Annotated in this window: 20 protein-coding genes; 10 read left to right on the forward strand and 10 right to left on the reverse strand. The window is 71.5% G+C overall.

Features of this window, described 5'->3' with window-relative positions:
- Positions 1 to 26 precede the first annotated feature (26 nt).
- A complete protein-coding gene (locus ADK36_RS25005; RefSeq protein ID WP_053199116.1) occupies positions 27 to 3,380 on the forward strand; it encodes a non-ribosomal peptide synthetase in 3,354 nt (1,117 codons plus the stop codon).
- 65 nt (positions 3,381 to 3,445) lie between these two features.
- Here ADK36_RS25005 and ADK36_RS25010 read toward each other — a convergent pair whose 3' ends face one another.
- Positions 3,446 to 4,462: an iron-siderophore ABC transporter substrate-binding protein gene (locus tag ADK36_RS25010; RefSeq protein WP_053199118.1), complete on the reverse strand. Its 1,017-nt coding sequence runs from the start codon at positions 4,460 to 4,462 to the stop codon at positions 3,446 to 3,448.
- Between the two features lie 86 nt (positions 4,463 to 4,548).
- The gene (locus ADK36_RS25015; protein WP_048584511.1) at positions 4,549 to 5,502 is read right to left on the reverse strand and encodes a methionyl-tRNA formyltransferase; all 954 of its coding nucleotides are present in this window, start codon (positions 5,500 to 5,502) and stop codon (positions 4,549 to 4,551) included.
- Between the two features lie 84 nt (positions 5,503 to 5,586).
- On the opposite strand from ADK36_RS25015, the gene ADK36_RS25020 reads away from it, so the two are divergent.
- Positions 5,587 to 6,912 carry a lysine N(6)-hydroxylase/L-ornithine N(5)-oxygenase family protein gene (locus ADK36_RS25020; protein WP_048584512.1) on the forward strand — a complete coding sequence of 442 codons (1,326 nt, stop codon included), beginning with the start codon at positions 5,587 to 5,589 and terminating at the stop codon, positions 6,910 to 6,912.
- Between the two features lie 47 nt (positions 6,913 to 6,959).
- Here ADK36_RS25020 and ADK36_RS25025 read toward each other — a convergent pair whose 3' ends face one another.
- From ADK36_RS25025 to ADK36_RS25035, 3 genes are all read right to left on the reverse strand, one after another.
- On the reverse strand, positions 6,960 to 7,646 hold the full coding sequence (locus tag ADK36_RS25025; RefSeq protein WP_234329862.1) for an isochorismatase family protein: 687 nt from the start codon (positions 7,644 to 7,646) through the stop codon (positions 6,960 to 6,962).
- An 82-nt stretch (positions 7,647 to 7,728) separates the two neighbouring features.
- Positions 7,729 to 9,564: a glycoside hydrolase family 15 protein gene (locus ADK36_RS25030; protein WP_053199120.1), complete on the reverse strand. Its 1,836-nt coding sequence runs from the start codon at positions 9,562 to 9,564 to the stop codon at positions 7,729 to 7,731.
- Between the two features lie 108 nt (positions 9,565 to 9,672).
- The gene (locus ADK36_RS25035) at positions 9,673 to 10,452 is read right to left on the reverse strand and encodes a DeoR/GlpR family DNA-binding transcription regulator (protein ID WP_053199121.1); all 780 of its coding nucleotides are present in this window, start codon (positions 10,450 to 10,452) and stop codon (positions 9,673 to 9,675) included.
- Between the two features lie 153 nt (positions 10,453 to 10,605).
- Here ADK36_RS25035 and ADK36_RS25040 point away from each other — a divergent pair, with 153 nt between their 5' ends.
- Both ADK36_RS25040 and ADK36_RS25045 read left to right on the forward strand, forming a co-directional pair.
- A complete protein-coding gene (locus ADK36_RS25040) occupies positions 10,606 to 11,487 on the forward strand; it encodes an SIS domain-containing protein (protein WP_048584514.1) in 882 nt (293 codons plus the stop codon).
- Positions 11,488 to 11,515: 28 nt separating this feature from the next.
- Positions 11,516 to 12,385 carry a class II fructose-bisphosphate aldolase gene (locus tag ADK36_RS25045; protein WP_048584475.1) on the forward strand — a complete coding sequence of 290 codons (870 nt, stop codon included), beginning with the start codon at positions 11,516 to 11,518 and terminating at the stop codon, positions 12,383 to 12,385.
- A 31-nt stretch (positions 12,386 to 12,416) separates the two neighbouring features.
- Here the strand turns inward: ADK36_RS25045 and ADK36_RS25050 are convergent, their stop codons facing one another.
- Positions 12,417 to 13,550, reverse strand: coding sequence for a methyltransferase (locus ADK36_RS25050; protein WP_053199123.1), 1,134 nt, complete (start codon positions 13,548 to 13,550; stop codon positions 12,417 to 12,419).
- An 87-nt stretch (positions 13,551 to 13,637) separates the two neighbouring features.
- Here ADK36_RS25050 and ADK36_RS25055 point away from each other — a divergent pair, with 87 nt between their 5' ends.
- The 3 genes from ADK36_RS25055 (at position 13,638) to ADK36_RS25065 (ending at position 16,091) form a co-directional block, all read left to right on the forward strand.
- Complete coding sequence (locus ADK36_RS25055; RefSeq protein ID WP_053199125.1) at positions 13,638 to 14,297, forward strand: alpha-ketoglutarate-dependent dioxygenase AlkB family protein; 660 nt, start codon at positions 13,638 to 13,640, stop codon at positions 14,295 to 14,297.
- A gap of 36 nt (positions 14,298 to 14,333) precedes the next feature.
- Entirely contained in the window at positions 14,334 to 15,572 is a 1,239-nt protein-coding gene (locus tag ADK36_RS25060; RefSeq protein ID WP_048584477.1) for an ROK family protein, read from the forward strand.
- 69 nt (positions 15,573 to 15,641) lie between these two features.
- The gene (locus ADK36_RS25065; RefSeq protein WP_053199127.1) at positions 15,642 to 16,091 is read left to right on the forward strand and encodes an RpiB/LacA/LacB family sugar-phosphate isomerase; all 450 of its coding nucleotides are present in this window, start codon (positions 15,642 to 15,644) and stop codon (positions 16,089 to 16,091) included.
- Between the two features lie 21 nt (positions 16,092 to 16,112).
- On the opposite strand, the gene ADK36_RS25070 is transcribed toward ADK36_RS25065, so the two are convergent.
- The 4 genes from ADK36_RS25070 to ADK36_RS25080 are packed head-to-tail and all read right to left on the reverse strand — an operon-like array spanning position 16,113 to position 17,959.
- Positions 16,113 to 16,547 (reverse strand): tautomerase family protein, encoded by a 435-nt coding sequence (locus ADK36_RS25070; protein WP_048584479.1) that lies wholly within the window; start codon positions 16,545 to 16,547, stop codon positions 16,113 to 16,115.
- A gap of 22 nt (positions 16,548 to 16,569) precedes the next feature.
- Positions 16,570 to 16,746 (reverse strand): DUF1272 domain-containing protein, encoded by a 177-nt coding sequence (locus tag ADK36_RS46570; protein ID WP_078916502.1) that lies wholly within the window; start codon positions 16,744 to 16,746, stop codon positions 16,570 to 16,572.
- Positions 16,747 to 16,767: 21 nt separating this feature from the next.
- Entirely contained in the window at positions 16,768 to 17,340 is a 573-nt protein-coding gene (locus ADK36_RS25075; protein WP_053199128.1) for a DUF4865 family protein, read from the reverse strand.
- A 25-nt stretch (positions 17,341 to 17,365) separates the two neighbouring features.
- The gene (locus ADK36_RS25080; protein WP_048584481.1) at positions 17,366 to 17,959 is read right to left on the reverse strand and encodes a TetR/AcrR family transcriptional regulator; all 594 of its coding nucleotides are present in this window, start codon (positions 17,957 to 17,959) and stop codon (positions 17,366 to 17,368) included.
- A gap of 192 nt (positions 17,960 to 18,151) precedes the next feature.
- On the opposite strand from ADK36_RS25080, the gene ADK36_RS25085 reads away from it, so the two are divergent.
- From ADK36_RS25085 to ADK36_RS25095, 3 genes are read left to right on the forward strand one after another with little or no spacing between them, the layout of a single operon-like run.
- Positions 18,152 to 18,433: an SHOCT domain-containing protein gene (locus tag ADK36_RS25085; protein WP_048584482.1), complete on the forward strand. Its 282-nt coding sequence runs from the start codon at positions 18,152 to 18,154 to the stop codon at positions 18,431 to 18,433.
- Positions 18,430 to 19,188 (forward strand): ABC transporter ATP-binding protein, encoded by a 759-nt coding sequence (locus ADK36_RS25090; protein ID WP_048584483.1) that lies wholly within the window; start codon positions 18,430 to 18,432, stop codon positions 19,186 to 19,188. Before ADK36_RS25085 ends, ADK36_RS25090 begins: the two co-directional genes overlap by 4 nt.
- A 23-nt stretch (positions 19,189 to 19,211) precedes the next feature.
- Complete coding sequence (locus tag ADK36_RS25095; protein ID WP_048584515.1) at positions 19,212 to 21,773, forward strand: ABC transporter permease; 2,562 nt, start codon at positions 19,212 to 19,214, stop codon at positions 21,771 to 21,773.
- The last annotated feature ends 51 nt before the right edge of the window (positions 21,774 to 21,824 follow it).

The raw sequence follows: 21,824 nt of genomic DNA on the forward strand, positions 1-21,824 counted from the left end.
CACCACGGACGACTTCGGAGGAACCGGTGACGCAGCACCCCCCGACCGCGGACGAGCTGCTCCGTTCGGTCACCGACACATTCGGCTCGGAGGAACCCCCGAGCGATGACGACAGCCTCATCACCTGGGGCCTGGACTCGATCACCCTGATGAAGATCGCGGGCGGCTGGCGCCGGCGGGGCATCCCGATCAGCTTCGCCGAACTCGCCAAGGAACCGACGCTGCGCGCCTGGCGGGAACTGCTGCAAGCCCACGTCCCGGCCACCGCGCGGCCCGCCGAGCGGACACCGGCCGCGTCCCCGGCCCCGCCGGCCCCCGCCCGGCTCGACGCTGCCGTACGAGCCCTCGCGGCCCGCCACGGCATGCTGCGCGCCTGCTTCACCGACGACGGCCGCCAGCGGATCCTGCCCGACCTCACCCGGCCCGCGACGGTCGTCCACGACCTGCGGACGCTGGACGCCCGGACGGCGGCGGCCCGGCTGGAGGACCTCCGGCACTCCTCCTCACACGCTCGCCTGGACATCGCGGCCGGTGAGGTCTTCGCCGTACAGCTCTCGCTGCTGCCGGACGGCGGCAGCCGGCTGCACGTCGACGTCGACATGCTCGCCGCCGACGCGCTCAGCTACCGCGTACTGCTCTCCGATCTCGGCAAGCTCTACGAGGACCCCGGCACACCGCTCCCCTCCATCCGCACCAGCTACCCGGAATACCTCGCGGAGCGCGCGGACGTACGGCGGCTGAGCCGGGACCAGGCACAGCGGTGGTGGCAGCGGCGTATCCCCGAGCTGCCCAGCGCCCCCGAACTCCCCCTGGTGCCCGAGGCGGAGCGCACCGACCCGACCCGGGTGACCCGCCGCCACCACTGGCTGCCACCCGAGGAGAAGCGGCGCCTGACGGCCCGCGCCCACCAGCACGGGCTCACCCCGGCCATGGCGGTGGCGACCGCCTTCTCGGAGGTGCTGGCCGCCTGGAGCGGACAGCCGCGCTTCCTGCTGAACGTGCCGATGTTCGACCGCAGGGGCTCCCACCCCGACGTCGACCTGCTCGTCGGCGACTTCACCAGCTCGGTGCTGCTCGACGTCGACCTGACCGAAGCGGGCTCGTTCACCGAGCACGCACGGCGCCTCCAGGACCGTATGCACACCGACGCGGCGCATTCCGACTACTCCGGCGTCGAAGTCCTGCGGGACCTGTCCCGGCTGCGCGGCGAACAGGTCCTGGCGCCGGTGGTGTTCACCAGCGCGCTCAACCTCGGTGAGCTCTTCGACGCCGGTGTACGGCAGTCCTTCGGCAAGCCCGTGTGGATCATCTCCCAGGGCCCGCAGGTGCTCCTCGACGCCCAGGTGACCGAGGTCGACGGCGGTCTGCTGGTCAACTGGGACGTCCGCGAGGACGCCTTCCCGGCCGGCATGGTCGACGCGATGTTCGCCGCCTTCCACGGGCTCGTCACCCGGCTCGGAACCGACGACACGGTCTGGGAGCGGCCGTTGCCCGCCCTGCTGCCCGCGGGGCAGTCGGCGGTCCGCGCCAAGGTGAACTCCACCGAGGCTCCGCGCAACCACCGCCTGCTGCACCAAGGCTTCTTCGAACGCGCCGCCGGGCGACCGGAGGCTCCTGCCCTGCTGTGGACCGCCGAAGGAGCCCTGTCCTACGGCGAGTTGGCCGACCGCGCCCTGCGTACGGCCGCCGCCCTGGTGGAGCGTGGCGTGCGCCCCGGCGACACGGTCGCGGTCAGCCTCCCGAAGGGGCCCGACCAGATCACCGCCGTACTGGGGGTGCTGGCCGCGGGCGCCGCGTACGTGCCGATCGGCGTCGAGCAGCCGCCCGCCCGCCGCGACCGCATTCGCGCCACCGCCGGATTCCGGGTCGCGCTGACCGACGGACGCCCGGTCGAGGGCATCGGCCTCGACGCCCTCCCGGTCGCCGAGGCGGTGCGCACCGCACCGCTCGCGGAGCCGGTGCCGGTGGCCGAGGAGCAGGCCGCCTACGTGCTGTTCACCTCGGGCTCCACCGGTGAGCCCAAGGGCGTCGAAGTGCCGCACCGGGCAGCCATGAACACCATCGACGACCTCAACGACCGCTTCACGCTGGGCACTTCGGACCGCTGCCTCGCCCTGTCCGCCCTGGACTTCGACCTCTCCGTCTATGACGTCTTCGGGCTGCTGAGCGCGGGCGGCGCGGTGGTGCTCGTGGACGAGGACGACCGGCGCGAGGCCGGCCAATGGGCCGACCTCGTCCGCACCCACGCGGTGACGATCCTCAACTGCGTACCGCCGCTGCTCGACATGCTGCTGCTCGCCACCGGCCCCGGCGAACTCGGCGGTCTGCGGGCGGTGCTGCTCGGCGGTGACTGGGTCGGCACCGACCTGCCCGGGCGGCTGGCGGAGCGGGCCCCCGACTGCCGGTTCACCGGTCTGGGCGGGACCACGGAGACCGCCATCCACTCGACGGTCTGCGAGGTGACGGGCACTCAAGTTCCCGCCCACTGGCGGTCGGTGCCCTACGGCACGCCGCTGCGCAACGTGCGCTGCCGGGTCGTCGACGCCCACGGGCGGGACTGTCCGGACTGGGTGCCGGGCGAGCTGTGGATCGGCGGGGACGGGGTGGCGCTCGGCTACCGGGCCGATCCGTCCCGTACGGCCGAGAAGTTCACCGAGGCGGACGGGCTGCGCTGGTATCGCACCGGTGACCTCGCGCGGTACTGGCCGGACGGCACCCTGGAGTTCCTCGGGCGCCGCGACCACCAGGTCAAGCTGCGCGGCTTCCGGATCGAGCTGGGCGAGGTGGAGTCGGCGCTCGCCGGCCACCCCGCCGTACGGCGTGCTGTCGCCGGGCTGACCCGGGGGCAGGGCGTCCAGCTGGCGGCCGCGGTGGCCGCCGACGCGGGGACGGCCGAGGACGAGCTGCGGGACTGGGCGCGCTCCGTGCTGCCGCCGCACATGGTTCCGGCCCGGATCACCGTGGCCGAGGAGCTCCCGCTCACCTCCAACGGCAAGCTCGACCGCCGGGCCGTACAGGAGCTGTGGCAGGTGGCGGAGGCCGAACAGCACCGGGCGCCCGGAACCGCCCTGGAGACGGTCGTGGCCCGCGTCTGGCAGGACGTCCTCGGCGTCGACCGCGTCGGCCTCGACGACGGCTTCTTCGCCCTCGGCGGGGACTCGGTGCTCGCCACCGTGATCGTCGGCCGGCTGCGGGAGGCGCTGGACACCTCGGAAGTGTCCGTACGCGCCCTGTTCGCGACGCTCACGGCCGGCGGCATGGCCAAGCGGCTCGCCGCCGAGGAGCAGACGGCCGGGCGGCTGGAACAGGTCGCCTCGATCCACCTGGAGATCGAGGACATGTCGGCGGACGAGGTCGACTCCGCACTGCGGGACGTCTAGGAACGGGAGAAGGAGGGGCGGGGTGCCCGAAGGCGCCCCGCCCCCCCCTGCGCCCCCCTCGGGCGTCAGTCGAGCTTCTTGAAGCCGGCCTCCAGGTTGTCCAGCGCCCACGGGATGCCGAGCGCGGACGGGCTGCGGAGCTGGCTGATGGTGGCGACGTCGGTCACGACGTACCGGTCGTCCTTCACCGCGGACATGTTCTTCACCAGGTCACTGGACTCGAACGCCTTCTTCAGGTCCGGCGTGGTGAAGGCGATGACGACCAGATCGGCGTCGAGCTTGTCGAGCTGCTCGAAGGACAGCTCGCCGGTCGGGCTGCCGTTGACCGTCTTGATGTTCTTCACCGACGAGGTCAGGCCCATCCCGACCTGGCTCATCAGCTTGGCGGCGAAGTCGTCCTCGGAGGCGATGGTGAAGATCTTGGCCGGGGTGTTGCCGATGGACAGGCTGTAGGTCCTGCCCTGGAGCTTCGGGTGCTTCTCCTTCACCGCGGCGATGCTGTCCTCGGTCTCCTTGATGACCTGCTCGCCCCGCTCCTCCTTGCCGACGGCCTTGGCGACCACCTGCACGTGCTCCTGCCAGCTCTGCTGCCCCCAGGCCGTCTCGTAGCCGATGGTCGGCGCCACCGCGGCGAGCTTCTTGTAGTCCTTGTCCAGGGTGAAGTCGGAGGTGGCGAGGATCAGATCGGGCTGGAGGGACGCGACCTTCTCGTAGTCGACGGCCGTCAGCGTGTCGAGCAGCTCGGTCTTCTTGGTGTCGATCCTGTCCTTCAGCCAGGGGTAGACGCCGTCCTTGCTGAGGGCGTCCTTGGAGACGGCGACCGGCGTGACACCGAGGGCGTACAGCGCGTCGATGTCGTCGGTGCCGCCGTTGCCGATCACCACGATCCGCTCGGGCGCCTTGTCGATCTTCGTGGTGCCGAACTTGTGCTTGACGGACACCGGGAAGGCGGACGAGGAGTCCGCCTTCGCGTCGCCGGAGGCGTCGGAGGAGGTGTTCGAGTCGTCCTTGACGGAGCCGCAGGCTGCCAGGGCGGCTGCCAGGGTGACGGTGAGAAGGGTGCTGCGAAGCTTTCTCGACATGCGCGTCAGTAAAGCAAGGTAAGCCTTGCCTTAGCAACGCGTTTCGGACAACTTCTTTGTTTTGGGCGGTAGTTGACCTTGCTCGATCACGGGTGAGCGGTGAGATAGCCCCCCATCGTGCGGAAATAGTCGGTCGCCGCGTACTCCGTGCCGTCGTCGGTGCGCAGTCGCCGGATGAGCAGCCCCGGGTGGCGGCCGCTGTGCGCGTCCGCGCCGGCCACGATGACCACGCCGTCGCCCTCGGGGATGAAGACGCGGCCCGGAGTTCCGCCGTAGCGGCCCTCGGAGACGGCGGCCGAGACGATCCTGATCCGCTGCCCGCGATGGAACGTGTAGGCGTTGGGATACGGGTCCGACTGGGCCCGCACCAGGCGCTCCAGGCGCTCCGCGGGCCAGCTCCAGTCGATGCGGCTGTCCTCCGGGGACCGCTTGTGGAAGAAGCTCGCGCGGCTGCGGTCCTGGGGCTGCCACCGGGTGGCGGCCCGGCCGGACTCGATGAGGTCGAGCGACTCGCGCACGATGGGTGCGATCAGGTCGACCGTACGGTGGAACAGGTCCGTCGCGGTGTCGGTCGGTCCGACCAGCACCGAGCGCTGGACCAGGATGTCCCCGGCGTCCAGCTCGGCGTTCATGCGGTGCGCGGTGACGCCGACCCGCTCCTCGCCGTTGATGAGCGCCCAGATGATGGGGGAGAAGCCGGCGTACGTCGGCAGCAGCGAGTCGTGGACGTTGAGCGTGCCGTGCGGGGGCAGGTCGAAGATCTCCGGCGGCAGCCAGGTGCGCCAGTTGTTGGCCACGAGGATGTCGGGCCTGGCCTCGCGCACCGCGTCGAGCAGTTCGGGGTCGTCGGGTCGGTTGCGCAGGAGGACGGGGACGTCGTTCTTCTCGGCCAGCTCGGCGACGGAGTCGCCCCAGATCTTCTCGTAGGCGTGGTCGCTCTTCGGGTGGGTGACCACGAGGACGACCTCGTGATCGGAGTCCAGCAGGGCCTGGAGTGTGCGGTGACCCCAGGTCTGGTAGCCGAACATGGCGACGCGCATGCGGTTCTCCCCTTCGGCGGGCTCCATTGCAAGGTAAGGCTAACCTTATCTAACATGTGGCTGCCTGAGGGAGGCGATGCCACGGTGAAGTCACCGCTCACGGGATCGGACACCACCTACGACGTCCTCGGAATCGGCTTCGGGCCGTCAAATCTCGCCCTGGCCATAGCGATTGACGAACACAACGCGAAGCTTCCGGCGGACCGTCGGATCAACGCCCTTTTCCTGGAGCGCCAGTCGGGTTTCGGCTGGCACCGGGGCATGCTCATCGACGACGCCACGATGCAGGTGTCGTTTCTCAAGGACCTTGTCACGCTGCGCGATCCGGCCAGCGACTTCAGCTTCCTGTGCTTCCTGCGGGAACGCGGCCGGCTGATCGACTTCCTGAACCAGAAGACCCTCTTCCCGCTCCGCGTGGAGTTCCACGAGTACTTCGAGTGGGCCGCCGAACGGGTACGGCATCTCGTGGCGTACGACCACGTCGTGACCGCCGTCGACCCCGTGCGCGACGACACGGGCACGGTGACGCACTTCGACGTGGTCTGCCGTGACCCGGAGCGTCCAGGCCGCACCGTCACCCGCCGGGCCCGCGACATCAGCGTGGCGGTCGGCCTGGAACCCCATGTGCCGCCCGGTGTGGAACTCTCCGAACGCGTCTGGCACAACAGCCAGTTACTGCCCCGCGTGACCCAACTCGCCACCGCCGGAGAGCCGGTGCGCCGCGCGGTCGTCCTCGGTGCCGGGCAGAGCGCCGCGGAGACCGTCGACTATCTGCACCGCTCGTTCCCCGAGGCCGAGGTCTGCGCGGTGTTCGCCAAGTACGGCTACACCCCGGCCGACGACAGCCCGTTCGCCAACCGCATCTTCGACCCGGAGGCGGTGGACGTGTACTTCGGTGCGCCGTCCGAGGTCAAACAGTCCCTGTTCGACTACCACCGCTCCACCAACTACTCCGTGGTCGACATGGAGTTGATCGAGGCCCTGTACGCCCAGGCGTACCGGGAGAAGGTCACCGGCCGGGAGCGACTGCGCTTCCTCAACGTCTCCCGCATCCGCGATGTCAGGCAACGCGGCGACGGCGCGCTCGACGTGTCGGTGGAGTTCCTGCCGACCGGGGAGCGGCAGACCCTCCAGGCCGATGTGCTCGTCCACGCCACCGGCTACCGTCCCCGTGACCTCTCCGCCCTGCTCGGCGAGGCGGCGAAGGTCTGTCTCCGGGACGACGGGGACGAGATCCGGGTCTCCCGTGACCACCGCGTGGAGACCGCGAACGACGTCACCGCGGGGATCTACCTCCAGGGCGGCACCGAGCACACCCACGGACTCACCTCGACCCTGCTGTCCACCACCGCGATCCGGGCGGGGGAGATCCACCGCTCCCTGCTGGCCCGCCACGCGGCGTCCGTCTGAGCGGGTCGGGTCGAGCGGGTCCGGCCGAGCGCGTCCGGCCGAGTGGGTCAGACCGCTTCGGCCGCGGGCACGGCGGGGTCGAACACCGTCACCACGTCATCGGTGGACGTCACCGCCCCGCACGTGTCCGCGATCCACTCGAGCGCGAACTCATGGCTCCCGGCCGACGCGTCGGCGACGGCGTCCGCGACGACGAAGGGCTCCAGGTCCTGCACCCAGGCGTCGGCCGCGGTCATCAGCACACCGACCCGGGCGAACAGGCCCGCTATCACGACCTGATCCCGCTTCAGGTCACGTAACCGGCCGCCCAGCCGGGTCCGGGCGAACGCGCTGTGCTTCCGGGCGGTGAGCACGGCGTCCCCGGTGCGCGGTTCGACCTGCTCGGCGAAGGCGTCGCCGTCCCGGTCGGCCGGCGGGCCGGACTGCCGCACGTACCGGGCGGGTCCGCGTTCCCCGGCGGGCACGGAGTGGATGACGGGCACGCCCGCGGTATGGGCGGCGCTCACCAACCGGCTTGCGTTCGCGAGGAGTTGGGGGACCGGGGCGCCTTCCTGATCCAGTACGCGCACGAACCGCCTCTGCAGGTTGAGCACCACGAGCGCCGCCCGGCTCGGGTCGAGGGTCCACCCCGTGGTGTCGTCGGGCAGCATGGCGGGGGTCGGCATCACGTACGGGAAGATCGAGCCAGGCGTCATCTCGGGTTGCCCTTCGGTGAGTCGGGGCTGCATCGACATGCGGCTCCGCCGCGTCCCTGTTTAGGTTAGCCTCACCTAAGTTCGATGTCTTGTCGATGACCGGTGAACCGGTGAACTCCGGTCACCCCAGGGCGCGGTCCAGGTTGAAGGCCGCACTGATGAGGGCGAGATGTGTGAACGCCTGAGGGAAGTTGCCCTGTTGCTCGCCGGTGTGACTGATCTCCTCGGCGTACAGGCCCAGATGGTTGGCGTACGTCAGCATCTTCTCGAAGGCCAGCCGCGCCTCGTCGACCCGCCCCGCGCGGACCATGGCCTCGACGTACCAGAACGAGCAGATGGAGAACGTGCCCTCGTCCCCGCGCAGTCCGTCGGGGCTCTCCTGCGGGTCGTAGCGGTAGACCAGCGAGTCGGACACCAGGTCCTGGGTGAGGGCGTCCAGCGTGGACAGCCACTTGGGGTCGGTCGGCGCGATGAACTTCGTCAGCGGCATCATCAGCACGGCCGCGTCCAGTACGTCGCCGTCCTCGTGCTGGACGAAGGCCTGACGCCGCTCGGACCAGCCCCGGCTCATGATCCGCCGGTAGATCGTGTCCCGGCACGCCTGCCAGCGCGGCAGATCGGCGGGCAGCCCGCGCCGGTTGGCCATGCGGATGCCCCGCTCGATCGCCACCCAGCACATAAGCCGCGAGTACAGGAAGTTCTTGCGTCCGCCGCGGGTCTCCCAGACGCCCTCGTCGGGCTGGTCCCAGTGCTCGCACACCCAGTCCACCAGCGCGCACACGTCGTCCCACTGGTCGCTGGAGATCGGCCGCGCCCACTTGTCGTAGAGGTAGATCGAGTCGACCAGCGCGCCGTAGATGTCCAGCTGGAGCTGATGGGCGGCGGCGTTTCCGACGCGCACCGGGGCGGAGCCGCGGTGTCCCTCCAGATGGTCGAGTTCGCGCTCGGGCAGGTCGGCGCGGCCGTCGATGCCGTACATGATCTGCAGTGGTCCGGTGGGGCTGCCGTCGCCCCGGCTGACGTGCTCGGTCAGGAAGTTCATGAACGCCTCGGCCTCACCCGTGAAGCCCAGCCGCAGCATCGCGTACACACAGAAGGCGGCGTCGCGCACCCACACATAGCGGTAGTCCCAGTTGCGTTCGCCGCCGAGCTGCTCGGGCAGGCTCGTCGTCGGCGCGGCCACGATCGCGCCGGTGGGCGCGTAGGTCAGCAGCTTCAGGGTGAGGGCGGAGCGGTGCACCATCTCCCGCCAGCGGCCCCGGTACTTGGAGGCGGACAGCCACTGCCGCCAGTACGCCACCGTGCTGTTGAACTGTTCCTCGGCCTCGGTCCGCGCGCACCGGCGCAGGGTGACGTCTGCGCCGAGCTGGTCCAGCGCGAACACCGCCGACTCGCCCTGGGCGAGCTTGAAGTCGGCGCACACGTCCGGCCCGTCGACCTCCAGCGGCATGGTCGAGGTCAGCCCCAGCGACAGCTTCTCCGACTCGAACACCGCGACGTCGCCCACCATGCGGACGGTGTGCGGCCGGGTGCCGTAGTCGAAGCGCGGCGCGACCCGCGTACGGAACGGGATCGACCCGCGGACGCACACCACACGCCGGATCAGCCGGTGCCGTTCGGAATCGGCCGAGCTGCCGTCCACCGGCATGAAGTCCTGCACCTCGCCGACGCCGTCCTCGGTGAAGAACCTGGTGATCAGGACGTTCGTGTCGGGAAAGTAGAACTGCTTGGTCCTGGCCGGCACCGCCGCCGCCAGCTCGAAGCACCCGCCCCGCTCCGTGTCCAGGATGGCCGCGAAGACGCTCGGGGCGTCGAAGGCCGGGCAGCAGTACCAGTCGATCGTGCCGTCCGTCCCCACCAGGGCCACACTGCGCAGATCGCCGATCAGCCCGTGCTCGGCGATGGGCAGATAGCGCGACGCCGTGAGGGCGTCCGTCGCGCTGGGGGTAGTGCTCATCGCAGCCTCCCTGGCCCGTCGTCGCCCTGGCCCGCCGTGCGCCTCGCTCCCAGCGTAGGTGGAATCGGGCGGGCGAGTGCCGGGATCAGGGTCACGGACCGTGCGGGCTCAGACCGCGATGACCCGCAGACCCGCCTCCTCGAAGGACCGTACGGTGTCGGTGTCGGCCGCCGTGTCCGTGACCAGGGTGTCCACCGTGTCGGCCGCGCAGATCCGGGCGAACGCCCGCTGCCCCAGCTTGCTGGAGTCGGCGGCCACGACCACCCGCTCGGCGCGCTCGCACAGCAGCCGGTTGATCGCCGCCTCCGCCTCGTCGTGCGCGGCGGCACCGTGGGTGACGTCGAAGGCGACGACGCCGAGGACCGCCACGTCGATCGTGATCTGGGACAGCACCCCGTCCGCGAGCGGCCCGATCAGCTCGTACGACTGCGGGCGCGCGACCCCGCCGGTGACCACGATCTTGAACTGCGGGCGGACGGCCAGCTCATTGGCGATGTTGAGCGCGTTGGTGACGACGGTCAGCGCGGGCGTCCCGGACGTCAGATCGCCGCGCGTCGCCAGGGCGCGCGCCACCTCGGTGGTCGTCGTCCCGCCGGTCAGCCCGACCGCCTCCCCGGGCGCGATGAGGCCGGCCACCGCCTTGGCGATGCGCTGCTTCTCAGAGGCGTGCCGGGCCGTCTTGTAGCGCAGTGGCAGTTCGTACGACACCCCGTGCACGACCGCGCCGCCCCGCGTGCGGACGAGCATCTGCTGCTCGGCGAGCTGGTCGAAGTCGCGACGGATCGTGGCGGCCGAGACCTCCAGCTCGGCGGCCGCCTCCTCGACGTCCAGCCGGCCCCGCTCCACGAGCAGCTCCAGAAGCGCCTTCCAACGGGCGTCGCGCGACATCCGCCCTCCATTCCTCGACCATTCCCCGATCTCCGGCGACCTTAGCGCACCCTTCTCACCCGCAATGCTTGATTCTGCTCGAAAACTAGCGATATCTTGCAAGAATAATCACGAGCATCCGTGATGCTCATCGGGAGCCCGAAGGGTGGCGGCATGACGCATGTCGAGGACGAGCTCAACAGCCAACCCGCGTGCTGGACACGCGCCGCGGCCGAGGCGACCGGCCTGAGCGGGGCACTGCCGGAACCGGGGGAGCGGGTCGCGGTCGTCGGCTGCGGGACGTCGTACTTCATGGCGCAGTCGTTCGCCGCGCTGCGCGAGGGATCGGGGCGGGGTGAGACGGACGCCTTCGCCGCGTCGGAGTTCCCGCACGGACGCCGGTACGACCGTGTCCTCGCCCTCACCCGTTCCGGTACGACGACCGAAGTCCTCGATCTCCTGGGCGAGTTGAAGGGGCGGACGCGTACCACGGCGATCACCGCCGACCCGGACACACCCGTCATGACGGTCGCCGACGAGGTCGCCGTCCTCGACTACGCGGACGAACGGTCCGTCGTGCAGACCCGGTTCGCGACCACCGCCCTCACCCTGCTCCGCGCCCACCTGGGACTGCACACCGACGCGGTCGTGGCCGACGCCCGCACCGCACTCGGCACGGATCTGCCCGAAGGACTCGTGGAGTGCGGCCAGTTCACCTTCCTCGGCCGTGGCTGGACCGTGGGGCTGGCCAACGAGGCCGGGCTGAAGATGCGCGAGGCGTCGCTGTCCTGGACCGAGGCATACCCGGCCATGGAGTACCGGCACGGCCCGATCAGCATCACCACGAGCGGCTCCGCCACCTGGATGTTCGGCGAGGCACCCCAGGGGCTGGCCGAACAGGTCCGCGCCACCGGCGGACTGTGGATCGAGGGCCGCCTCGACCCCCTCGCCGAACTGGTCCGCGCCCAGCGGCTCGCGGTCGCCGTGGCCGCCGCCCGCGGCCTCGACCCGGACCGGCCGCGCCACCTCACCCGCTCGGTGATCCTCGCCCCCTGAAACCCAGGATTCCCGGAAGGAACAGGCCGTGCCCCTTGTCACCACCGGCGAACTCGTCACCCGGGCCGCCACAGCTCACTCCGCCGTCGCCGCGTTCAACATCATCACGCTCGAGCACGTCGAGGCGGTCATCGCCGGTGCGGAGTCGGTGCGTTCACCCGTGGTCCTCCAAGTCAGCGAGAACGCCGTCAAGTTCCGCTACGGACGGCTCCTCCCGCTGGCCCGCGCCGCCGTCACCGCCGCCGAGCGCGCGGCCGTCCCGGTCGCGCTGCACCTCGACCACATCCAGAGCGACAGCCTTCTGCGCCAGGCGCCGGAGGCCGGGTTCAGCTCCGTGATGTACGACGCGTCCCGCCTGCCGTACGCCGAGAACCTCGCCGCGACGAAGGCGGCCACCGACTGGGCGCACGCTCAGGGCCTCTGGATCGAGGCGGAGTTGGGAGAGGTCGCCGGCAAGGACGGCAAGCAGCCGCTGGACGCCCATGCGCCCGGCGCGCGTACCGACCCCGCCGAGGCCCGCGCCTTCGTCACCGACTCCGGCGTGGACGCGCTGGCCGTCGCCATCGGCAGCGTCCACGCGATGACCACCCGCACCGCCACGCTCGACCACGACCTCCTCAAACGCCTCACCGCCACGCTCGACGTGCCCCTGGTCCTGCACGGCTCCTCCGGCGTACCGGACGACGAACTGACCACCGCGATCGCGGGCGGCATCGCCAAGGTCAACGTCGGCACTGCCCTCAACCAGGCCATGACCGGCGCGATCAGGGAGTTCCTCGCCGCCCACCCCGAGGCCGTGGATTCCCGGAAGTACCTGAGCGTCGGGCGGGAGGCGATGGTGCGGACGGTGGCGGACATCCTCCGGACCGTCGCCCACCCGGCCGCCGCCACGCCATGACAGCCACTTCTCGACGGCTACTTCTTCACGGCTACTTCTTCACGGCCTTCAGCACCACGAACTTCGAGTCACTCGCGACCAGTTGACTGTTGCCGAACAGCCGCCGCAGCTTCACGTGGTAGCCGAGATGCCGGTTGCCGATCACCCACAGCTCACCGCCCGGCCGGAGCGCGCGCCGGGCCCCCGTGAACATCCGCCAGGCCGTCGCGTCGGTCGTCGCCTGGTGGGAGTGGAAGGGCGGGTTGTTGAGCACGAGGTCCACACTCCCGGCCGGCACCCCCGCCAGCCCGTCCCCGACCCGGAACTCGGCGTGCCCCGGCACCCCGTTCGCCTTGTACGTCGCCTCCGCCGAAGCCACGGCCTGGAAGGACTCGTCCACGAACAGCACCTCGGCCTCCGGGTCGGCCAGCGCCACCGCCGTACCGACGACGCCGTTGCCGCACCCCAGGTCCACCACCCGCCGGGGTCCCTTGCCACCGGGCAGATGCCCCAGGAAGAACCGCGTACCGATGTCGAGCCGGTCGGCACAGAAGACGCCCGCGTGATTGACGACCGTGCGCCCCGAGACCGCACCGATGCCGTTCGGGAGGTCGTAGGCGTACGGCCAGGGGTTCTCGGGGGGCTCCACGGACGGCTCCGGCGTGCAGAAGATCAGCCGGGCCTTCTTCTCGGCGAGCGAGGTGCGGGTCGGGCCGAGGATCCGCTCGAACAGCTGGAGCGTCGAGGTGTGGATCTCCTTCACCATCCCGGTGCCGACCACCACCGTGCCCTCGTGCACCGCGGGCGCCAGCCGCAGCAGCTGGTCCTCCAGCAGCGCCAGGCTCTTCGGCACCCGCACGAGCAGCACGTCGATGCGCTCCGGCGGCACGTCCTGCGTGGTGAGCAGGGGAACGGTGCCGGGTTCGGCGCCGCGCCGGGCGAGGTTGGCGCGGGTCGCCTCCTGCGCCAGGTAGGAATCCGTGATCTGCAGCGGCCCGTGCGCCGCGAGCGCCGTGACCAGGGCGCCCCAGCGGTCACCGACGACCACGACCGTGCCGGACAGCGGGACCTCCCGCTCCGCCAGGTGCCTCAGGAGGTACTCGTCGGAGGCGTCCCACGCGCGCAGCCTGTCGCGGGGGTCCTCGGGGAAACGGGTCAGTGCGAGCTCGCCCCAGGGCGTCGTCATACGGTCGTTCATCGTGCGTCAAGGCTAAGCGACCCCGGGCCCGCCGGCCGAGCCGCAGCTCACGGCCCGTGAGGGAGGATGGGAGGCATGGACGCCGAGCTGTTCCCCCGGGGCCGTACGGAGGTCGCGCCGGGTGCGGTGCACGTACCGGACTGGCTGGACCCGGGCCGCCAGCGTGAGCTGCTGGCGGCATGCCGTGCGTGGGCACGCCCACCGGCCGGCCTGCGCACGGTCCGCACTCCCGGTGGCGGCACCATGACCGCCCGGCAGGTCTGCCTCGGCTGGCACTGGTACCCGTACGCCTACGCCCGCACGGTCGTCGACGGCGACGGCGCCCCGGTGAAGCCGTTCCCCGGGTGGCTGGGTGACCTGGGGCGTCGCGCGGTGCGGGACGCACTCGGCCAACCGGCGACGCCGGACGAAGGGGAGACGCACTACGACATCGCCCTGATCAACTTCTACGACGCCGACGCCCGCATGGGCATGCACCGCGACAGCGACGAGAAGTCGGACGCGCCCGTGGTGTCCCTGAGCCTCGGCGACACCTGCGTCTTCCGCTTCGGCAACCCCGAGACCCGGACCCGGCCGTACACGGACGTCGAGCTGCGCAGCGGCGACCTGTTCGTGTTCGGCGGCCCGGCGCGGCTCGCCTACCACGGGGTGCCGAAGGTGCAGCCGGGCACCGCACCGCCGGAGTTGGGGCTGACCGGGCGGCTGAACATCACGCTCAGAGTGAGCGGCCTGTAGGCCGCCGCAGCTGCGGATCATGGGAGACTCGCCCTCATGAGCGGCAAGGCGGACCCCCGGACGGCGGGGGAAGGGACCACCTCGAGGACGCGGTTGGACCGGGGGCGCGGTGCGCTCGGACCCGCCTTGGAGCTCGTGCACACGGGGCGCGCCCCCACGCGTGCCGTCCTCACCGCCGAACTCGGGGTGACCCGGGCCACGGCGGGCGCGGTCGCCGCCGAGCTGGAGGCGCTCGGGCTGATCCGGGTCGACGCCCGGCCCGGCGCGGCGGCGGGTTCCCAGGGACGGCCCTCGCACCGGCTGGCGGTCGCCGAGGACGGCCCGGTCGTCCTCGCCGCCCAGGTGCACGCCGACGGGTTCCGGGCGGCGCTGGTCGGCCTGGGCGGCCGTATCGTCGCCACCGCGCCCGGCTGCGAGACGGTCGACGCCGATCCGGCGAAGGTCCTCGGCTCGGTGGTCGAGGCCGGCGCCGACCTGCTGCGCACGACGGGGCGACGCTGCGTCGGCGCGGGCCTCGCCGTCCCCTCCGCGGTCGCGGAACCGGACGGCCTGGCGCTGAACCCCCTCCACCTCGCCTGGCCCGTGGGCGCGCCCGTGCGCCGTATCTTCACGGAGTGCGTGCGTGCGGCCGGGATCACCGGACCGGCCTTCGCCGCCAACGACGTCAACCTCGCCGCCCTCGCCGAGCACCGGCACGGCGCGGGCCGCGGCGCCCGTGACCTGCTGTGCGTGGCCACCGGCCACCGGGGCGTCGGCGGCGCGCTCGTGCTGGACGGCCGCCTGCACACCGGCAGTTCGGGCCTGGCCCTGGAGGTCGGCCACCTCGCCGTGAACCCCGAGGGCAGACCCTGCCACTGCGGCGGCCGGGGCTGCCTGGACGTCGAGGCCGACCCGCTGGCGCTCCTCACGGCGGCCGGCCGTGAGCCCGGCCCCGACGGCTCTCTGGTCCAGCAGGCCAACGACCTGATCCGCACCCAGTACGACGACCCGACGGTCCGCACGGCCACCGAGGCCCTCATCGACCGACTCGGCCTGGGCCTGGCCGGCCTGGTCAACATCCTCAACCCGGACCGCATCATCCTCGGCGGCCTGCACCGCACCCTCCTCGACGCCGACCCCGACCGCCTGCGCGCCGTCGTCGCCGACCGCAGCCTGTGGGGCCAGAGCGGCGGCGTCCCGATCCTCGCCTGCACCCTCGACCACAACAGCCTCGTCGGCGCGGCCGAGTTGGCCTGGCAGCCGGTCCTGGACGATCCGCTGGGGGCCCTCGCCTAGCGGCCCCTCGCCTAGGGGCGCGTGGCGGCCGGGCACACTCCGGGAGCGGACGCGAGTACGCTTCATGCCATGCGGATCTCCGTCTCCTCGGACATGGACGAACCCGTCGCCCGCTTCCTCGTCACCGAGCTCAGCGGCCGCGGCCACGACGTGGTGACCCACGGAGCGCTGAGCCCCGGCGACGACCCCCAGTGGGCCGCCTGCTCCGAGGCGGCCGCCCGGGAGGTCGCCGACGGGACGGCGGACCAGGCGGTCGTGTGCTGCTGGACCGGCACGGGTGCGTCGATCGCCGCGAACAAGGTGCCGGGCGTACGGGCCGCCCTGTGCACGGACGCCTACACGGCGGACGGCGCCCGCCGCTGGAACGACGCCAATGTGCTCGCGCTCAGCCTGCGACTGACGTCCGAGCCGTTGCTCAAGGAGATCCTCGACGCCTGGTTCGCCGCCGAGGCGAGCGAGGACACCGAGGACCGCGAGAACGTGGCCCGCGTCGGACGCCTGGACCTCCGGCAGCCGTAAGGCTCCACACGGCGGCTGCCGTCATCCTCCCGATGATCCGGTGAGGGCGGGGGAATCCACGGGGGCGGGGGAGTCGGCGTACTGCGCCACTCCCTCGCCGAACGACCAGTTGATCGGCTCGTTCTCGATGAGGTTGACGAACACGTTCCGCGGCTCGGTCCCCGCGTAGGCGTGGGCGAGTTCCGCGATCCGTCGGTACAGCGCCTGCTTCTGCGCGGAGGTCCGCCCGGAGCGCAGGGTGATCGTGACGTACACGATGCCGTCGTCCCGGTGGATGCCGAGATAGTCGCTGTCGTAGCGCAGGGTGCTACGGGTGCCGTCGTGCCCGACCAGCACCTGGAACCGGTCGTCGGGCGGAATCCCGACGGCCTCCACCAGGGCGTCGTGCACGGCACGGCCGAGCGCGTCCAGCCGCTCGGGGTCGGCTCCCAGGGCGTCGATGCGGACGAAGGGCATTTGGGTCTCCTCGCTGTGAACGTCACGTACGGCGAGGTCTGGGGACCAGCTCGCCACCGCAGTTGGGACAGATGTCCCGCATCGCCTCGGTGCACGGCACGCAGAAGGTGCACTCGTACGAGCAGATACGGGCAGGCGCGTCGAACGGCAGCGCCGCGGTCTCGCAGCGCTCACATCGGTCGCGCATCTCCAGTGCCATGTGTCGTGTCCGCCTTCCGCGTCAGCCCGGCACCCGGTCGCGCCCCGGCGCGGACATGTGCAGCACCTCGTACAGGTCGCCGTCGGCCTCGGGCGTGTCGTTTCCCCAAAGGGAGAAGTGGATCAGCTCCCAACGGCTCGTGTCCACGGCCGATGCCGCGAGCACCACGCCGCCCTCGTCGGCCAACCGCTCGGTCTCCCGGGCCGCGTCGGCCCTGACATCGGCCAACAGCCCCCCGTCCGGCACCTGTTGGCGCCGCACAACCGCAACGCGCCCGGGGGAGTCGGCGGCGCCCCCCTCCTCGTACGCCAGCCCGGACCACTGCCGGACCGACGGGCGGCCGAAGTCGTCGACGATGCCCTGGAACGGGCCTCCCCAGAGGAAGGCGTTCATGCCCGCGCCGGTGTTCCACAGATAGAACGGCGCGTACTGGTTGACCGGCGATCCGTGCAGACCGCGCTCGCGCACCAGATAGGCCTTGAGGCCCAGTCCCTGCCAGTCGTCGAGCAGGTGCCCTCTGCTCGCCACGCGACGGCGGATGATCTCCATGTCGTAGTCGGCGGGCAGGGTGAGCTCGTACTGCATCGCGTGCATCGGGGCCGCCTTCCTGGTGCGGGTACTAGTGCGGTTCCTGGTGCGCGGCGAGGAGGGAGAGCAGGCCCCGCACGCCCACCTCGAAAGCCGCGGGCGAACCGGACGCACGGGCGAGAACGTAGCCGCCCTGGACCGTCGCGACGATCGTCGCCGCGATCGACTCGCCGTCGAGCCCGGCTGCGAACTGGCCCTGCTCCTTGCCCTCCTCGACGATCCCGGCGAGCCGCTCGCGCAGCCAGTCGAGCGTCTCGTCCACGGGCGCCCGCAGCGCGTCGCTGGCGATCACGTCCGGGTCCATCGTCAGCCGCCCGACGGGACAGCCGCGCAGCACATCGCGCTCGCGCCGCAGATACGCCTCGATGCGCTCGTACGGCGTGCCCGGCCCGTCGAGTACTCCCGCGGCGGTAGCCCGCATCTCCTCAGCGGTACGGCGGATCGCGGCCAGCGCCAGATCCGGCTTCCCCTTGAAGTGGTGGTACATGCTGCCCTGCCCGGCGCCCGCGCGCTCCAGGATCGCCTTGGGGCTGGTGCCCACATAGCCGCGTTCCCACAGCAGTTCGCGGGTGGACTCGATCAGGCGGTCCGAGGTGTCCGATGCGCTCATGCCCTCACTGTACATACTAGTAGTTACAGAAGTCGAGCCCTGACCGGTCCCTCCCGGAGCAGCGGAACCAGCCCCGCCTACTCCCCGCGAGGTACGCGCACTGCCGCTGGCCGTACGACGACCCGGACCCACCCCCGGCGCGAGCCTCGAAGCATCACCGAACGACCCATCCGAAACCCTCGGAACCGACTCGGGAGACGACCCAAGATGCAGACCCTGGCTCACTTCGCCGACGGCGGCCCCGGCCCGTGGATCCTCCTCTTCCCGCTGATCTGGGCGGCCGTCGTGATCGGCGGCATCACGCTGCTGCGCCGCACGGTGTGGCGCGGACGCCGCGCCCCCTGGCGGCCGGCCGCCGACGACGACTCACCCATCACCGTGCTCGGCCACCGCTTCGCCTCCGGCGAGATCGACGAGGACGAGTACTGGCGCCGCCTGTCCGTCCTGGACGAGCGGTTCGGCCGTACCGGCAAGGGCGGTGCGGCATGACGACCACGACCGTCACGACGACCGTGCCGACGGCCGCCCGCGTCGTCGACGCCGTGAAGGTGTACGGCACCGGCGACGCCAGCGTGAGGGCCCTGGCCGGGGTGAGCGTCGACTTCCCGGTCGGCCGCTTCACCGCGATCATGGGGCCCTCGGGCTCCGGCAAGTCCACGTTGATGCACTGCGCCGCCGGCCTCGACACCCTCACCTCGGGCACCGCCCACATCGGCGACACCGAGCTGAGCAGCCTCGACGACCGCCGTCTCACCCTCCTGCGACGCGACCGGGTCGGCTTCGTCTTCCAGGCCTTCAACCTGGTGCCGACGCTGACCGTCGCGGAGAACATCAGGCTGCCGCTGGACCTCGCGGGCGGCAAGGGCGACCTGGAGTGGATCGACGCGCTGATCGACGTCGTCGGCCTGCGCGACCGGCTCCACCACCGCCCCTCGGAGCTCTCCGGCGGCCAGCAGCAACGCGTCGCCGTGGCCCGGGCCTTCGCCGGTCAGCCGGACGTCGTCTTCGCCGACGAGCCGACCGGCAACCTCGACTCCCGTTCCGGCGAGGAGGTCCTCGGCCTGCTGGGCCGCGCGGTACGCCAGACGGCACGCACGGTCGTCATGGTCACCCACGACCCGGTGGCGGCCGCCCACGCCGACGAGGTCGTCTTCCTCGCGGACGGGCGCCTGGTCGACCGTATGGAATCCCCGACCGCCGACAAGGTCCTGGACCGCATGAAAGCCTTCGAGGTGCCCTCATGAAGGCCACGAACCCCATGAACCGGATGAACGCCGCCGTCCGACTGAGCGTGTCCTCCCTGCGCGCCCACAAGCGCCGCTTCGCCGGTACGTTCCTCGCGGTGTTCCTCGGCGTGGCCTTCCTCGCCGGGACCCTCGTCATGGGCGACACCCTGCGCGCCGGCTTCGACACCATGTTCGGCAACGCCACCAGCGGCACGGACGCGGTGGTCCGCAGCGCCGACTCCATCACCACCCCCGGTGAGAGCGAGGGCGTGCGCGAGCCGGTCGACACGGACCTGGTGACCGTGATCGAACAGCTCTCCGGCGTCGCGGCCGCCGCGCCCGACATCCAGGGCGCCGGCCAGCTCGTCGGCAGGAACGGCGACCCCATCGGCGGCCAGGGTCCGCCCACCCTCGCCGGCAACTGGATCACCGACCCCGGCCTCAACCCGTACCGCCTGGCCGAAGGCCGCGCCCCGGAGAAGTCCGGCGAGGTGGTCGTCAACAAGGGGACCGCCGAACGAGGCGACCTGAAGATCGGCGACACCACCACCCTGCGGACGCCCGACCCGGTCAAGGTGACCATCGTCGGCCTCGCGACCTTCGGCGGCGAGGACGGCATGGCCCAGGTGACCTTCACCGGTATGACCCGGGCCGACGCCGAGAAGTACCTCACGGCCCGCCCCGGCGAGGCCGCGAGCATCCAGGTGCGGGCCGGCCCCGGCATCAGCCAGCGGGAACTCGTCGACGAGCTGACGACCGTGCTGCCGGACGGTGTCGAGGCCATCACCGGCCAGGAGTCGGCCGAGGAGAACACCGACATGATCTCCAGCCAGTTCCTGACCGTCTTCACCACGTTCCTCCTGGTCTTCTCCGGCGTTGCCCTCCTGGTGGCGACCTTCTCCATCCACAACACCTTCGCGATCGTCGTGGCCCAACGCACCCGTGAGAACGCCCTGTTGCGCGCCCTCGGCGCTTCCCGCCGCCAGGTCACCGCGGCGACCCTCGTCGAGGCCACCGCCGTGGCCGTCACCGCGTCGCTGGCCGGCCTGGCGGGCGGCATCGGCATCGCGGCCGGCCTCCAAGCGCTCTTCCCGGCGATCGGATTCCCCTTCCCCGAGGGCGACCTGGTGCTGAAGACCCTCTCCATGACCCTGCCGCTCGCGGTCGGCGTCGTCGTCTGTCTCGGCTCCGCTCTGCTCCCCGCCCTCCGAGCCGGCCACACCGCGCCCCTGGCCGCCCTGCGCGAGACCGCCGTCGACTCCTCCGGCGCCTCCCGCGCCCGCGCCGTCACCGGCGTGGGCCTGCTCGCCCTGGCGATCGGCGTCACGCTCAGCGGGGTCCTGCTGACCCCGTCCCTCTGGCTGGCGGGCACCGGCGCCACCCTCGCCCTGGCCGCCTTCGTGGTCCTCGGCCCGGTCGCCTCCACGACGGCCGTACGGATCCTCGGCGGCCCCCTCGACCGACTGCGCGGCGTCACCGGCGCACTCGCCCGGCGCAACGCCCTGCGCAACCCGAAGCGAACGGCCGCCACCGCGAGCGCCCTGATGATCGGGGTCGCCGTCGTCTCCCTCTTCACGGTGTTCGGCGCCTCGCTGAAGGCGACGATGGACCAGACGGTGGCCCGGTCCTTCGCGGGCGACGTGGCCGTCAGCACCCCGTCGTTCGGCGCGGGCGGCAGCGGCCTGAGCCCGCACCTCGCCGACGCGGTCCAGCGACTGCCCGAGGTGGACACGGCCGTCGGACTCGGCCGCGGGGTCGCCGAAGTGGACGGCAGGGGACGGGCTCTGACGGTCACGGACCCGGTAGCCCTGGAACGCACCTTTGACCTCGGTACCGTCAACGGCTCCCTGCGCGACCTCGGCACGGACGGCATCGCCATCACCGAGAAGGAGGCCGACAAACAGCACCTGACGACCGGCGACAAGGCCCGCCTCACCTTCACCGACGGCCAGACACAGACCTTCACGGTCCGTGCGGTCTACGGTCAGTCCGAACTCGCCGGCGACTACGTCATCACCCGCGACGCCTGGGCCCCGCACCGCACCCAGGACGCCGACACCCTGCTCGCGGTCTCGTTCAAGGACGGCGTGAGCACGGACGTGGGCAAGGCCGCGGTGGAGAAGGTCGCGGACCAGTACGGCAACCCCGAGGTGCAGACGCGCGACGAGTACGCGCAATCAGCGGCCGGCGGCATCGACATGATGCTCACCCTCGTCTACGCGCTGCTCGCCCTCGCGGTGCTCATCGCGCTCCTCGGCATCGCCAACACCCTCACCCTGGCGATCCACGAGCGCACCCGCGAACTCGGCCTGCTGAGGGCCGTCGGCCAGACCCGCTCCCAACTGCGCGCGATGATCCGCTGGGAGTCGGTCCTGGTGGCCGCCTTCGGCACGGTCGGCGGCCTCGCCCTCGGTGGCTTCCTAGGCTGGGTGCTGGTCAGGGCCTCCGACGGAGCGAGCGACAGCGCCTTCGCCTTCGCGCTGCCGCCGCTGCAATTGCTGGTGGTCGCCCTGGTCGGCCTGACCGCCGGAGCCCTGGCAGGCCTACGCCCGGCGCGCCGCGCGGCACGCCTGGACGTACTGCGCGCCATAGCCGCCGAGTGACTCACGCCTCCCGAGGTCCGCCCTCTCGACACCGGCATATGGCGCCCCGAA

Source organism: Streptomyces viridochromogenes, assembly GCF_001270495.1.
Taxonomy (GTDB): Bacteria; Actinomycetota; Actinomycetes; order Streptomycetales; family Streptomycetaceae; genus Streptomyces; species Streptomyces viridochromogenes_A.

Coding starts and splice junctions, on each gene's coding strand:
- ADK36_RS25010 (WP_053199118.1), bottom strand. CDS start 4,462: ATGTCGAGAAAGCTTCGCAGCACCCTTCTCACCGTCACCCTGGCAGCC.
- ADK36_RS25090 (WP_048584483.1), top strand. CDS start 18,430: ATGACGACCACGACCGTCACGACGACCGTGCCGACGGCCGCCCGCGTC.
- ADK36_RS25040 (WP_048584514.1), top strand. CDS start 10,606: ATGACGCATGTCGAGGACGAGCTCAACAGCCAACCCGCGTGCTGGACA.
- ADK36_RS25070 (WP_048584479.1), bottom strand. CDS start 16,547: ATGCCCTTCGTCCGCATCGACGCCCTGGGAGCCGACCCCGAGCGGCTG.
- ADK36_RS25065 (WP_053199127.1), top strand. CDS start 15,642: ATGCGGATCTCCGTCTCCTCGGACATGGACGAACCCGTCGCCCGCTTC.
- ADK36_RS25025 (WP_234329862.1), bottom strand. CDS start 7,646: ATGTCGATGCAGCCCCGACTCACCGAAGGGCAACCCGAGATGACGCCT.
- ADK36_RS25035 (WP_053199121.1), bottom strand. CDS start 10,452: ATGTCGCGCGACGCCCGTTGGAAGGCGCTTCTGGAGCTGCTCGTGGAG.
- ADK36_RS25055 (WP_053199125.1), top strand. CDS start 13,638: ATGGACGCCGAGCTGTTCCCCCGGGGCCGTACGGAGGTCGCGCCGGGT.
- ADK36_RS46570 (WP_078916502.1), bottom strand. CDS start 16,746: ATGGCACTGGAGATGCGCGACCGATGTGAGCGCTGCGAGACCGCGGCG.
- ADK36_RS25085 (WP_048584482.1), top strand. CDS start 18,152: ATGCAGACCCTGGCTCACTTCGCCGACGGCGGCCCCGGCCCGTGGATC.
- ADK36_RS25095 (WP_048584515.1), top strand. CDS start 19,212: ATGAACGCCGCCGTCCGACTGAGCGTGTCCTCCCTGCGCGCCCACAAG.
- ADK36_RS25075 (WP_053199128.1), bottom strand. CDS start 17,340: ATGCACGCGATGCAGTACGAGCTCACCCTGCCCGCCGACTACGACATG.
- ADK36_RS25080 (WP_048584481.1), bottom strand. CDS start 17,959: ATGTACAGTGAGGGCATGAGCGCATCGGACACCTCGGACCGCCTGATC.
- ADK36_RS25050 (WP_053199123.1), bottom strand. CDS start 13,550: ATGACGACGCCCTGGGGCGAGCTCGCACTGACCCGTTTCCCCGAGGAC.
- ADK36_RS25030 (WP_053199120.1), bottom strand. CDS start 9,564: ATGAGCACTACCCCCAGCGCGACGGACGCCCTCACGGCGTCGCGCTAT.
- ADK36_RS25015 (WP_048584511.1), bottom strand. CDS start 5,502: ATGCGCGTCGCCATGTTCGGCTACCAGACCTGGGGTCACCGCACACTC.
- ADK36_RS25060 (WP_048584477.1), top strand. CDS start 14,334: ATGAGCGGCAAGGCGGACCCCCGGACGGCGGGGGAAGGGACCACCTCG.